Source organism: Methylobacillus glycogenes JCM 2850 (assembly GCF_000617925.1).
GTDB classification, from domain to species: domain Bacteria; phylum Pseudomonadota; class Gammaproteobacteria; order Burkholderiales; family Methylophilaceae; genus Methylobacillus; species Methylobacillus glycogenes.
This window is the reverse complement of sequence record NZ_BAMT01000002.1, coordinates 303,397-317,016: the sequence shown is the minus strand read 5'-3', so window position 1 is coordinate 317,016 and position 13,620 is coordinate 303,397. Positions and strand designations below refer to the sequence as shown.

General features: G+C 55.4%; 8 protein-coding genes and 4 pseudogenes. 3 read left to right on the top strand and 9 right to left on the bottom strand.

Going from position 1 to position 13,620, the window contains the following annotated elements; genetic code table 11:
* The 8 genes and pseudogenes from JCM2850_RS05340 to JCM2850_RS17310 form a co-directional block, all read right to left on the bottom strand.
* On the bottom strand, positions 1–897 hold the full coding sequence (locus JCM2850_RS05340; protein ID WP_025870295.1) for a phosphoribosylaminoimidazolesuccinocarboxamide synthase: 897 nt from the start codon (positions 895–897) through the stop codon (positions 1–3).
* Between the two features lie 24 nt (positions 898–921).
* Positions 922–1,359: a phosphate-starvation-inducible protein PsiE gene (locus JCM2850_RS05335; RefSeq protein ID WP_025870293.1), complete on the bottom strand. Its 438-nt coding sequence runs from the start codon at positions 1,357–1,359 to the stop codon at positions 922–924.
* 79 nt (positions 1,360–1,438) lie between these two features.
* A pseudogene (gene fba / locus JCM2850_RS17320) lies at positions 1,439–2,490 on the bottom strand (class II fructose-bisphosphate aldolase).
* A gap of 16 nt (positions 2,491–2,506) precedes the next feature.
* Positions 2,507–3,949, bottom strand: a complete 1,443-nt coding sequence (pyk, locus tag JCM2850_RS05325; RefSeq protein ID WP_025870291.1) for a pyruvate kinase — start codon at positions 3,947–3,949, stop codon at positions 2,507–2,509.
* A gap of 192 nt (positions 3,950–4,141) precedes the next feature.
* Positions 4,142–5,321, bottom strand: a pseudogene (locus tag JCM2850_RS17315) (phosphoglycerate kinase).
* 15 nt (positions 5,322–5,336) lie between these two features.
* Positions 5,337–6,338, bottom strand: coding sequence for a type I glyceraldehyde-3-phosphate dehydrogenase (gene gap, locus JCM2850_RS05315; RefSeq protein ID WP_025870288.1), 1,002 nt, complete (start codon positions 6,336–6,338; stop codon positions 5,337–5,339).
* Between the two features lie 69 nt (positions 6,339–6,407).
* On the bottom strand, positions 6,408–8,399 hold the full coding sequence (tkt, locus tag JCM2850_RS05310; RefSeq protein ID WP_025870286.1) for a transketolase: 1,992 nt from the start codon (positions 8,397–8,399) through the stop codon (positions 6,408–6,410).
* Positions 8,400–8,754: 355 nt separating this feature from the next.
* Positions 8,755–9,317 (bottom strand): annotated as a pseudogene (locus JCM2850_RS17310) (thioredoxin family protein).
* A gap of 56 nt (positions 9,318–9,373) precedes the next feature.
* Between JCM2850_RS17310 and JCM2850_RS23815 the strand changes: the two are divergent.
* The 3 genes and pseudogenes from JCM2850_RS23815 to argA all read left to right on the top strand — a co-directional run bounded on the left by JCM2850_RS23815 (position 9,374) and on the right by argA (position 11,803).
* Entirely contained in the window at positions 9,374–9,571 is a 198-nt protein-coding gene (locus JCM2850_RS23815) for an RNA methyltransferase PUA domain-containing protein (protein WP_369384830.1), read from the top strand.
* Positions 9,568–10,110 (top strand): 16S rRNA (uracil(1498)-N(3))-methyltransferase, encoded by a 543-nt coding sequence (locus JCM2850_RS17305; protein WP_369384841.1) that lies wholly within the window; start codon positions 9,568–9,570, stop codon positions 10,108–10,110. Before JCM2850_RS23815 ends, JCM2850_RS17305 begins: the two co-directional genes overlap by 4 nt.
* A 125-nt stretch (positions 10,111–10,235) precedes the next feature.
* Positions 10,236–11,803, top strand: a pseudogene (gene argA / locus JCM2850_RS17300) (amino-acid N-acetyltransferase).
* A 38-nt stretch (positions 11,804–11,841) separates the two neighbouring features.
* Here the strand turns inward: argA and JCM2850_RS05290 are convergent.
* A complete protein-coding gene (locus JCM2850_RS05290) occupies positions 11,842–13,545 on the bottom strand; it encodes a formate--tetrahydrofolate ligase (RefSeq protein ID WP_025870284.1) in 1,704 nt (567 codons plus the stop codon).
* Positions 13,546–13,620 lie beyond the last annotated feature (75 nt).

Genomic DNA, 13,620 nt, shown 5'->3' with positions numbered 1-13,620 from the left:
TCAGGAGAAAGGCCTGCCAGTGAGGCGCTCAAATGCCTCACGATATTTCTCGCCAGTCTTGGCCGCCACATCGTCTGGCAAGGCCGGGCCGGGCGCTGTTTTGTTCCAGCCTGTGGATTCCAGCCAGTCGCGCACGTATTGTTTGTCAAAGCTGGGCGGGTTGCTGCCCAACTGGTATTGATCCTGCGGCCAGAAGCGTGAGGAGTCCGGGGTCAGCACTTCGTCTATCAGATAAAGCTCGCCCGCCTCGTCCAAACCAAATTCAAACTTGGTGTCGGCAATGATAATGCCACGGCTCAAGGCATAGGCGGCGGCTTCCTTGTACAACTGCACGCTGACCTTGGCTACTTTGTCCGCCAGTTCCTGGCCTAGCAATTGTGCGCACTTTTCCAGCGTGATGTTTTCGTCATGGTCACCCACTTCGGCCTTGCTCGAAGGCGTGAACAGCGGCTCGGGCAATTGTGAGGCCTCTTGCAGGCCAGCAGGCAGCGGAATGCCGCACACGCTTTGGCTGGCCTTGTATTCCTTCCAGCCAGAACCCGCCAGGTAACCACGCACGATAGCTTCAATCGGCAACGGTTTGAGCTTTTTCACTACCAGCGCGCGTGGGCCCAGTTGCGCCTTTTCGGCAGGGTCACTCACTACGGTGTCAGGATCAATGCCAGTCAGGTGGTTACGCACTACATGCTGCAACTTGTCGAACCAGAAATTGGCGATCTGGGTCAGCACCGCGCCCTTGTCCTTGATGGGGGTGGGCAGAATGACATCAAACGCCGACAGGCGGTCACTCGCCACCAGCAACATGTGCTGGTCATCAAGATCATAAATATCACGCACCTTGCCTTGGTTGATGAGCTTGAGGCTCTTGATGCTAGATTGCATTAAAGGTGTAGTCAAAACAGTGTCCTTCTATCACTAAGACTATTTGGAGTGATGGTCAGGGCCATGATTGTGTTCAGGCTCATGACCATCGGAATAGGGGAATTTCACATGCCCATAGCGCACCACCAGGATGGCCACGGCAATCAGCAGTATGGAGGCGGAAACCGCGAATATGCGCCAGGCTTCAAGCTCCTTGATATCCAGCACCAGATAGCGCGCCAGGGCGATGATGCCGATATACAGCGGATAGCGCACTGGCAGATTGCCCGAACCCAGGTAGTGGTTGAGCATGGTGAGGATTTCGAGGTACAGGAACAGCAGCAACAAATCTGCCACCGTCACTGCCCCTGCCACCCAGATATGCGCGACGGCCTGACCTGTGGCAACGATAGTGGCAATGGTGATGAAGATCAGCATGGCCTGCTCGACAAAGCCTATGCCATGTTGACCTATTTTGCTGAATTTATTGGGCTGCATATGGGGCAAACCTCGCTGTAGATGCCCGCATTATACGCTGTAATCACAGCATGTCGTGCAGCAGCTCAGCCTTGCACCCCTAGCTTGATTGGCGATAACGCATGGCCATCTGCGTCAGAGATAAGGGCTTGATTTTGCCCGCATGCCCGGCCGAGCCAAACGCCTCATATCTGGCCTGACATAAATCCTGCATGGCAGCCGTGGCCGCACTCAATATCTTGCGAGGATCAAACTCGGCCTGATGCTGAGGCTGTGCCAGAAAACGCCGCAAGGCACCAGTAAAGGCAATGCGCAGATCGGTATCAATATTGACCTTGCGCACCCCGCTCCGGATGCCCTGCACAATTTCTTCGACCGGCACCCCATAGGTTTCTGGAATCTCACCGCCATACTGGTTAATGACCTGCAACCACTCCTGCGGCACCGAAGATGAACCGTGCATGACTAAATGCGTATTCGGCAGCCGGGCGTGAATTTCACCTATGCGCTGTATGGACAGCGTCTCCCCTGTAGGCGGGCGCGTGAATTTATAGGCACCATGCGAAGTCCCAATCGCAATCGCCAGCGCATCCACCTCGGTGCGTGCAACAAAATCCACGGCCTCGTCGGGGCTGGTGAGCATCTGGGCATGATCCAGCTTGCCTGCGGCACCCACACCATCTTCTTCCCCGGCCAAGCCTGTTTCCAGAGAACCCAGCACGCCCAGTTCCCCTTCCACCGACACACCCACGGCATGTGCAGCCTCCACCACGCTGCGCGTGACGTTGATGTTGTAGTCATAGCTGGAAGGTGTCTTGGCATCCTCCAGCAAGGAGCCATCCATCATCACGCTGCTGAAGCCGCTGTCTATGGCTTGCTGGCAGACCTGGGGCGAGGCGCCATGATCCTGGTGCAACACCACGGGTAAATGGGGATAACTGGCCAGGGCAGCCTCCACCAGCTTGAGCAGAAACGCCTCCCCGGTGTAACGCCTGGCCCCGGCTGAGGCTTGCAGGATGACCGGGCTGTCGCAGGCATGGGCTGCCTGCATGATGGCGTGCAACTGCTCGAGGTTATTGAAATTGAAGCTGGGACGCCGTAATCATGCTCGGCAGCATGGTCCAGCAATTGTCGCAGACTGATCAATGCCATGGTAGTGCCTCCGGCTTCAACGCTGCTCGCGTCGGTGTTCACCCACGCGCACGATCTGCAGGGTGTTGGTGCCACCGGCCTTGCCTATAGGCTCCCCAAACGTCAGCATCATCAAGTCCCCTTTGTTCACCGCCCCCAGCCTCAGCAGGGTTTCCTCAGCATCATAAAGAATCTTACCCAGATCCTTGCTCGGCTGTTCAATATGATAGGGATAAACACCACGATACAGCGATAGTTTGCGCCGCGTGTTACGTTCGGTAGTGAGCGCGTAGATGGGTACATTGGTGTTGGAGCGTGAGAGCCAGGTGACAGAGGAGCCTGATTTGGTCAGCGCCGCAATCGCCTTGACGTTGAGATGCTCCGCCACATACACCGAGGCCATGGAGATGGCTTCATCGATGAATTCAAACTCGTCATTGATCGGGGCTTGCAGGTGATGGCTGTCGTATTCGCGCTCGGCCTCCATGCAGACTCTATGCATGGCTTGAATTGCCTCTAGCGGATATTGCCCGGCGGCGGTTTCCGCCGAGAGCATGACGGCATCAGTACCATCGATGACGGCATTGGCCACATCAGACACCTCGGCACGAGTGGGAATCGGGCTGGAAATCATGGATTCCATCATCTGGGTGGCCGTGATTACGAGTTTATTCTTCAGTCTGGCGCTGCGTATCATGCGCTTTTGCAGCCCAGGCACGGCAGCATCACCCACCTCAACACCGAGATCACCGCGCGCCACCATGATCACATCCGAGGCCTCAATAATTTCATCCAGCGCTTCTATTGCCTCTGCGCGCTCAATCTTGGCGACGATGGCGGCATGACCGCCTGCCTCTTCCACAAGTTGCCGTGCCAGCTCGATATCCTCGCCGCTGCGCGGGAATGAGACGGCGATATAGTCAGCCTCCAGCGCCACCGCGGTCACAATGTCGTCTCGGTCTTTTTGCGTCAGGGCTTCGGCTGACAGGCCGCCACCCTGGCGGTTGATGCCTTTGTTGTTTGATAGCACCCCACCAGCAGTCACGGTGCAGATGACCTGCCTACCCTCCACGGCCTCCACGTGCAGCACGATGCGACCATCATCCAGCAACAGCACGGCCCCTGGCTCCACTTCATCGGGCAGGGTTTTGTAATCCAGGCCCACGCGCTCCTGATTGCCCAAGGGGCAACTGGCATCCAGAATAAACCGCTCGCCAACCTTGAGCAGAATACGATTATTCTCAAATTTGCCGATGCGGATTTTAGGGCCTTGCAGATCGCACAAGATACCGACAGGGCGGCCGCTGCGACGGCAGATATCGCGTATCAGCTCAGCGCGCGCAATGTGATCGGCAGCAGTGCCATGGGAAAAATTCAGCCTGACTACATCCACTCCGGCGTCCACCATACTTTCGAGTATGGCTTCATCACTGGAAGCTGGCCCTAGCGTGGCCACGATCTTGGTTTTGCGCAATGTCATCTGCAACTCCTGTTGTCCGCAATCAATGGAATGACACATCAATGCTCAAATGGTGCTGATTGTCTGCTTTTTATGTGACACAAAATCCAGTTGGGCAATTCAAGATCAAGTATAGACAAATCAATAGCAAAAAAACTAAATAGCAAAAAAAAGGAGCCACTAGGGCTCTTTTTTTAACTTACAGGGCTGTGATTAGCCTTGTGCGCGTTGCTCCAGAATGTCCACCGCAGGCAATTTCTTGCCTTCGAGGAACTCCAGGAAAGCGCCACCCGCGGTCGAGATATACGAAACCTGATCATAGATATCGTATTTCTGAATCGCAGCGATGGTGTCACCACCACCCGCCAGGGTGAACGCCTTGGTCTTGGCAATTGCCTCGGCAATTGTCTTGGTGCCCGCACCAAACTGGTCAAACTCGAATACACCTACCGGGCCATTCCACACCACAGTGCCAGCCTTGAGAATGATGTCAGCCAGTTGCTGTGCCGAATCCGGGCCTATATCGAAAATCATGTCATCGGCGGCCACGTCTTCTGCTGCCTTCAATACGGCAGGCTCATTGGCATCAAACTGTTTGCCGCACACCACATCGGTAGCGATAGGTACGCTGCGCCACGCTGAGCCATGGTCTTGGTCAGGCTTTGTGCCGTCGGCACCAGATCATCCTCGCACAACGATTTGCCCACGGGCTTGCCCGCTGCCTTGAGGAAGGTGTTGGCAATACCACCGCCAACCACCATCTGGTCTACCTTTTCTGCCAGGCTTTCCAGCACGGTCAGTTTAGTGGAAACCTTGGAACCACCCACAATGGCCACCAGCGGACGTGCAGGCTCCAGCAGGGCTTTGCCCAGGGCATCCAGCTCGTTCACCAGCAAGATGCCAGCTGCGGCTACAGGCGCATATTGCGCCACACCATAGGTAGAGGCTTCGGCCGGTGTGCAGTACCAAACGCATCCATGACAAACACATCGCATAGCGCGGCATACTTGCGAGCGGTGGCTTCGAGATTTTTCTTCTCGCCAGTGTTGAAGCGGCAATTTTCCAGCAGTACTACTTCGCCTTCTGCCACATCAAAACCACCTTCCACCCAATCCTTGATCAGGCGTACAGGCTTACCCAGTTTGGCAGATAGCACGTCAGCCACTGGCTTGAGCGAGTTTTCCTTGGAATACACACCTTCTTCAGGACGGCCCAGATGCGAGGTCACCATCACTCGTGCCCCAGCATTGACGGCATGCTGTATGGTCGCCAGTGAGGCTGTGATGCGCGCATCAGAGGTAACCTTGCCATCACTCACTGGCACGTTAAGGTCAGCACGAATAAATACGCGCTTACCCTTAAGGTCTAGGTCTGTCATTTTGATTACGGACATGGCAGCTCCTTGCAATTAAGCCGCGACATGGCGCACCAGGCGCATCATGTTGCAGGTGTAGCCATATTCGTTGTCATACCAGGCGACAATTTTGACGAAGGTAGGATCAAGCTGTATGCCCGCATCTGCATCGAAGATGGAGGGATAGGCATTGCCACGGAAATCGGTGGACACCACTTTTTCATCGGTAAAGCCCAGCACGCCCTTGAGTGGGCCGTTCTCGGAAGCCGCCTTCATCGCCGCGATGATTTCATCGTAAGTCGCTGGCTTTTCCAGTTCACAGGTCAGATCAACCACGGATACGTCAGAAGTTGGAATACGGAACGCCATGCCAGTGAGCTTTTTGTTGAGCGCTGGAATTACCTTGCCCACGGCCTTGGCAGCCCCAGTGGAGGAAGGAATGATGTTTTCCAGAATGCCACGACCGCCACGCCAATCCTTGTTGGAAGGGCCGTCTACAGTCTTCTGGGTAGCAGTCGCCGCGTGCACGGTAGTCATCAGGCCACGCTTGATACCAAACTTGTCGTTCAGTACTTTAGCCACGGGGGCGAGACCATTGGTGGTGCAAGACGCTGCCGAGACGATGGCTTGGCCCTGATAGGTGTCGTGATTGACGCCATAAACAAACATAGGCGTGTCATCCTTGGAAGGTGCAGATTGCACCACCTTCTTGGCACCTGCTTCAATGTGCTTTTGGCAGGTTTCTTCGGTGAGGAAGAAGCCTGTGCATTCCACCACCACATCCACGCCGACTTCATCCCACTTGAGGTTGGCAGGGTCACGCTCTGCCGTCAGGCGTATGGGCTTGCCATTGACGATCAGTTGATTGCCCTTGACCTCGACTTCGCCATTGAAACGGCCATGCACTGAGTCATGCTTGAGCATGTAGGCCAGATAGTCAGGCTCCAACAAATCGTTGATCGCCACAATTTCAATATCAGTAAAATCCTTGATCGCCGCACGGAATGCCATGCGTCCGATACGGCCAAAGCCGTTGATGCCAACCTTGATAGTCATGGGGGTTTTCCTCTTTTTAAAAACAAAAAGGGAGCCAACAGGGCCCCCTTTTTTAGTTACGTCATTGCATTACAGCACGGACTTGACGGTCTTCACAACATTTTCAACTGTGAAGCCGAAGTGCTTGAACAATACGCCGCCTGGAGCAGATTCGCCGAAGGTATCGATACCAACGACTGCACCTTCCAGACCAACGTACTTGCGCCAGAAGTCGGTCACGCCAGCTTCAACAGCTACGCGCTTCACGCCTGGAGTCAATACGCTGTCCTTGTATGCTTGATCTTGACGATCGAACACATTGGTAGATGGCATGGAAACCACACGCACCTTGGTGCCAGCAGCATTCAGTTCGGCCGCAGCCTTGATCGCCAGATCAAGTTCGGAACCGTTACTGATGATGATGACATCAGCCTTGCCTTCAACGTCGGAGAATACATAACCACCCTTGCGGATCAGGTCGAAGTGCTTCTCGTCATGCTTGATGCCAGGAACGTTCTGACGGCTCAGCACCAGGCTGCTTGGGCCATTCTTGCGCTCAACAGCAGCTACCCAGGAGATAGCAGTTTCAACGGAATCAGCAGGACGCCATACATCCATGTTAGGAATGTAACGCAGACCAGCGGTGTTCTCGATAGGCTGGTGAGTAGGACCATCTTCACCCTGACCGATGGAATCGTGTGTCAGAACAGCGATAGTGCGCTGCTTCATCAACGCTGCCATACGCAGAGCGCTCTTGGCGTAGTCGGAGAACATGTGGAAAGTACCGCCGAATGGCAATACGCCACCGTGCAGTGCCATACCGTTCATGATCGCGAACATACCGAATTCACGCACACCGTAGGAGATGTAGTTGCCTGGCTTCTTGCCATCAACGTGCTTGAAGCCGGAGTAGCTGGTCAGGTTGGAACCTGTCAAGTCAGCAGAACCGCCGATGAATTCTGGCAGTACTGGAGCCAGCGCAGCAATCGCGTTTTGCGAAGCCTTACGAGTAGCAACAGCTTCAGCCTTTTCATTGGTTGCCTTGATGAAAGCGTCAGTCGCTTCCTTCCAGTTAGCTGGCAGTTCACCCGCAGTGCGGCGCTTGAATTCTGCAGCTTCAGCTGGGTAGATCTTGGCATAAGCTTCGAACTTGGCGTTCCATTCGCTTTCCAGCTTGGCACCCTTGGCCTTGCCGTCCCAACCTGCATAAACTTCTTCAGGAATAACGAATGGCTCGTGTGTCCAGCCGATAGCTTCGCGAGTTGCGGCAACTTCTTCCAGACCCAGAGCAGAGCCGTGGCAATCGTGGGAACCGGACTTGTTAGGGGAACCCTTACCGATGATGGTCTTGGCAGCAATGAAGGTAGGCTTGTCAGTTACCTTCTTGGCTTCTTGGATAGCCGCTTCAACAGCAGCAGCATCGTGACCGTCAACGTTAGGAATCACGTGCCAGCCGTAAGCTTCAAAGCGCTTAGCGGTGTCATCTGTGTACCAACCTTCGATGTGACCATCGATGGAGATGCCGTTGTCATCCCAGATAGCGATCAGCTTGCCCAGGCCCCAAGTACCGGCCAAAGCAGCAGCTTCGTGGGAAACACCTTCCATCAGGCAACCATCGCCGAGGAAGCAGTATGTGTAGTGGTCAACGATTTCGTGACCTGGCTTGTTGAACTGGTCAGCCAGCAACTTTTCAGCCATCGCAAAACCAACAGCATTGGTGATACCTTGACCCAGAGGACCAGTGGTAGTTTCAACGCCAGGGGCATAGCCGTACTCAGGGTGGCCAGCACACTTGGAGTGCAGTTGACGGAAAGTCTTGAGTTCATCAATAGGCAGTGCGTAGCCAGTAAGATGCAACAAGGAGTAAATCAACATGGAGCCGTGGCCGTTGGACAGAATGAAACGGTCGCGGTCAGCCCATTCAGGGTTGCTTGGGTTGTGACGCAGATGGTGGTTCCAGAGAACCTCTGCGATGTCTGCCATGCCCATCGGTGCGCCTGGGTGTCCAGAATTTGCCTTCTGAACTGCGTCCATGGATAGCGCACGGATGGCGTTTGCTAAATCTTGACGAGTTGCTGCCATACTTATCTCCCTACGGTTGAAGAGAAAAAGGCCCCGCCAGCGCAACATGGCTGGAGGAAGCCTAGCCTCAAATTCTTGAAAACCCCTTGAAATATCCCCGAATGGGGAAGCGATGCTGAAACTGCCGCAAACAACAGACTAGCTACAGTTTCGCAGAGGTATTTAGCCCGTAATTATTCCTGAGATGGAAGGATTCAGCAATACCAGTATTAAGATTAATGTTACTGAAGTGGCCTAGGCAAAGCGCTAGTTCGGACTGATAACTTGACATATAAAGTTAACATTCCGGTCTAAGCGCTTAATCTAGCCTGCGTCATGCCTGGGTAGCTTAACTGGGGCATGCCTGAGTGATAGTTCAAAGATCAGCGCGCCACTTGATGGAGCAACCGATGGAGGCAATCTGCTCCAGCGGGCCACGCCCGGTCTCAGCCACGTGCTTCATCGCCAGATATAAATCCCGTGTAGGGTTTTCCAGCGGCGTCATATTGCGGCCTGATCATCAAAGCGTCCGCGGTACTGCAACTCAAGATGCGCATTAAAGCCAAAGAAATCTGGTGTGCACACCGCACCGTAGGCCTTTGCCACCTCCTGGCTTTCATCCAGCAGGTAGGGGAAAGCAAAATGATATTCCCGCGCTACTTCTGCCATGCGCTCAAAATTATCATCCGGGTAATTGATCACATCATTGGAGGAAATGGCGATGGTATTGATGCCCAGTTCACGCAAGGCCCGCACATCCTGCACCAGCCGCTCACGTATTGCCTGCACATAGGGGCAGTGATTGCAGATAAACATCACCAGCGTGCCATTGACACCTTTTGCCTCCGCCAGCGACCAATCCCGCCCATCAACACCGGGCAATTTGAAATCGGGTGCCTTCCAGCCAAAATCGCACACCGGCGGGTTAAGACTTGCCATAATGCCTGCTCCTTACATTAGAATTTCCTGATTCCTCAATAGTATCACTCCAAGCCATGAGCACCCCACGCTTTTACTGCCCCAATCCCCTGCCAGCAGGCCACACCATTCAGTTGCCAGAGAATGCCGCCGTGCATGCCACGCGCGCCTTGCGCTTGCAGGTGGGCGACCAGGTTATTCTATTCAATGGTGATGGCTACGATTACACCGGCATATTGACTAGCGTGCGCAAGCAGGAAGTCAGCGCCGCATAGAGCAGCAGATACCCAAGGAGAATGAATCGCCGCTGCGCATCACGCTGGCGCAAGCGATCTCCTCGGGAGACCGCATGGATTTCACCATACAGAAAGCGGTAGAAATGGGCGTGCACAGCATTCAGCCTATTTCCAGCCAGCGCAGCATTGTCAAACTCAGTGGTGAGCGCGCCGATAAACGCCGCGAACACTGGCAAAACGTGGCCATTTCCGCCTGCGAGCAGTCTGGCCGCGCCTATGTACCATCAGTGGCCGCGCCCTTGAGCCTGCCGCAATGGCTAGCCTCGGCAGATGAATTTGCGCTCAAGCTGACCCTGGACCCAATGGCGCAACCCAGTCTGGCCCAGCTCACAGCCCCCACAGGCAACATCTGCCTGCTGATAGGGCCAGAAGGTGGGCTGAGCGAAGCTGAGATTCGCCTGGCGCATGACCATGGCTACCAAGGCGTCAGGCTGGGGCCACGCATCCTGCGTACCGAAACCGCAGCCCTGGCCACCATCGCCGCCATGCAAGCGCTATGGGGTGATCTCGCCAGCTAGCAGCCCGGCTGCGGCTAGCTTCACCCAATAAAAGCCTGCGCCTGAAAACTGCGCGCAACATAGATTTGCCTGCAAATATGCTTTTAAAGCAAAATAGCAGCTCACCCGATCTGGAGTAGCTGCCCATGTCCATAGGCAACGCGATTAGAAAGCGCCGCAAATCCCTCAATATGACGCTGCAAGAGCTGGCGCGCCGCGTCAATGCCAATAGCGGGAATCTTTCGCGCATTGAACGTGGCACCCAGGGCGTTTCCGAAGGCATGCTGCGCAAGCTCTGCACCGCACTCGACTGCACGGCGGCGCATCTTTATGCGCAAAGTGAATCTGAAAGCGGCAACAGCACCAACACCTCGCGCCTGACCCTGCATCAACCGCAGGAGTTTGTACGCTGGTTCCGTTCTGCTGCGCCTTATATTCATGCCTTTGGTGGCCGCACCTTTGTGATTGCCTTTGGTGGCGAGGTGGTGGATGACGGGCAGTTTGTCGCGCTCTCGCACGACCTCAACCTGCTGGCCAGCCTGGAAGTGCGGCTGGTGCTGGTGCACGGCTCACGCCCGCAGATTGATAGCCGCCTCAAGCGCGCAAGAATACAGACGCGGCTGGTGAACGGCCTGCGCGTCACTGACGATGAAACCATGGAGCTGTGAAAGAAGCCAATGGCGCAGTGCGCGTGGAAATTGAATCGCTGCTATCCATGGGCTTGATCAACTCCCCCATGGCCGGGGCTGATATTCGTGTGGCGAGTGGCAATTTTGTCACCGCCAAACCGCTAGGCGTACGCGAAGGTGTGGATTTGCAGCACACAGGCGAGGTACGCAAGGTAGACGCGGTTGGCATACAAAAACGTCTGGATGATGGTGAGCTGGTGTTGCTGTCGCCACTGGGCTATTCCCCCACGGGCGAGGTGTTCAACCTGACACTGGAAGATGTCGCATCCAGCGCCGCCATTGCGCTGGATGCGGACAAGCTCATCTTCCTCATGGACTCGTCCGGCGTGCACAACGTCCGTGGCGAACTGCTGCGCGAGATGACCACGGACAAGGCCAACAATCTGCTGCGCCATATAGACCAGAAAGGCGCGCAGCAGATTACCGAGGATGAGCTGTATTACCTGCCTGCCGCGGTACGCGCCTGCGGCCAGGGCGTGGCACGCACGCACCTGATCAGCCGCCATGTAGACGGTGCTATTTTGCAGGAATTGTTCACCCATGACGGTATAGGCACCATGGTGACCGAAGACCCGCTGGAATCACTACGCCCGGCTGACATCAGCGATGTGGGCGGCATTCTGCAATTGATAGAACCACTGGAAAACGAAGGCATACTGGTGAGGCGCGGTCGTGAGCGTCTGGAAATGGAAATCCATCATTTCTACGTCATGGAACATGACGGCAAGATCATAGGCTGCGCGGCACTCTACCCCTTCAAGCAGGAGCGCACTGCCGAGCTGGCTTGCATGGCAATTCACGCTTCATTCCGCCGTGGCGGCCGGGGTGACCGCCTGCTCGCCTACTGTGAACAACAGGCCAAGGAACTGGGCATGCGCTCGGTGTTCGTGCTGACTACCCGTACCGAACACTGGTTCCTGGAGCGTGGCTTCCTGGAAACGGATGTCGCCACCCTGCCCGGTGAAAAGCAGCAGCTTTACAACCTGCAACGCCGCTCTAAGGTATTTAGCAAGCTATTGGCCTAGTATCCCGCCGCCGTATCACCGGGCTTTATCAGAACGTACTAATAAAGCCCGGTGATACGACCATCATCGTCTATATCAATCTGCGTGGCACAAGGGGTTTTCGGCAAGCCTGGCATGGTCATGATGTCATCGCAAATCATGACCACAAACTCCGCCCCTGCGCACAGCCGCACTGCGCGCACCGTCAACACATGCTCATGCGGGATGCCACGTCTGGAAGCGTCGGTAGAAAATGAATATTGGGTTTTGGCAATGCAGATAGGGTAATGGCCGTAACCCTCCTCTTGCAGCTTATCTATAATCGCGCGCACCCGTCTGGGGGCATGGATATCCGTGGCACCATAAATATCCCGCGCCACCTTGCCCAGCTTATCCCACAGACTATCCTGGTCTTCATAAACAAAGCGCATTGAAGAAGCACCTGCGCTGCCAGCTTCAGCCAGCCGTATCACCTCATGCGCCAGCGCTTCTGCCCCTGCCCCACCGTGTGCCCAATGTTCGGCCAGCACGACTTTCACCCCCAGCTTATCCATATACTGTTGCAGCAAGGCCAGTTCTGCCGCCGTATCATGGTTAAAGCGATTCAGCGCCACTACACAGGGCAAGCCATAGCGCTGGGTCACATTGGCAACATGGCGCTCCAGATTGCTTAGGCCACGCTCCAGCGCAAGCAGGTCTTCCTGCTGCAAGGCTTGCAGTTCGGCGCCGCCGTGGTATTTCAGCGCCCGCACTGTTGCCACCACCACGCAGGCATCTGGCCGCAAGCCAGATTTGCGGCACTTGATATCAATAAACTTTTCCGCGCCCAGGTCAGCCCCAAACCCGGCCTCGGTGACTACGTATTCCCCCAGCTGCATCGCAAGCCGTGTCGCAATCACGGAATTGCAGCCATGGGCAATATTGGCGAAAGGCCCGCCATGCAGCAGCGCCGGGGTATGCTCCAGCGTCTGTACCAGATTGGGCTTGATCGCATCTTTCAGCAAAGCCGTCATGGCGCCATGCGCCTGCAAGTCACGCGCCGTGACCGCAGCGCCATTAAAGCTATAGCCTATGACGATATTACCCAGCCGCTCGCGCAAATCCTTGAGCGATTCTGCCAGGCAGAACACGGCCATGACTTCGGAAGCGACCACGATATCAAAGCCATCCTCACGCGGCTGGCCATTCACCTTGCCACCCAGGCCTATCACCATCTGGCGCAAAGCTCTGTCGTTCATGTCAATCACGCGCTTCCAGCTGATCTGGCGTGGATCGATCTGCAACTGGTTACCGTGGTGTATATGGTTGTCTATCATGGCCGCCAGCAGGTTATGCGCCAGCGCTATCGCAGCAAAATCCCCGGTGAAATGCAGATTGATATCTTCCATGGGCACCACCTGGGCATGACCGCCCCCAGCCGCACCACCCTTCATACCGAAGACAGGCCCCATCGAAGGCTCACGCAAGCAAATCACCGCGCGCTTGCCCAGACGTTGCAGTGCATCACCCAAACCCACTGTGGTGGTGGTCTTACCCTCGCCAGCAGGGCTGGGGCTGATGGCAGTCACTAGTATTAGCTTGGCAGGCGCAGGCTTGAGCAAGGCGGCATTTTGCCGGGCGGCAGTTGCCATGGCGGGCCAGTTGATCTTGGCTTTGTAGTGTCCATAGAGCGCAATATCGTCTTCTTGCAGCCCCAGCCCTCTGGCCACTTCGCTGATTTTTCTGAGTTTGGCTTGCTGTGCAATCTCAATATCACTGGACATGCGGATTCCTCAATAGGTTGGGGGCGGCCTGGCTTGCGACATCACGCATTAAGTCTACCGTTTTACGCTTGAGTT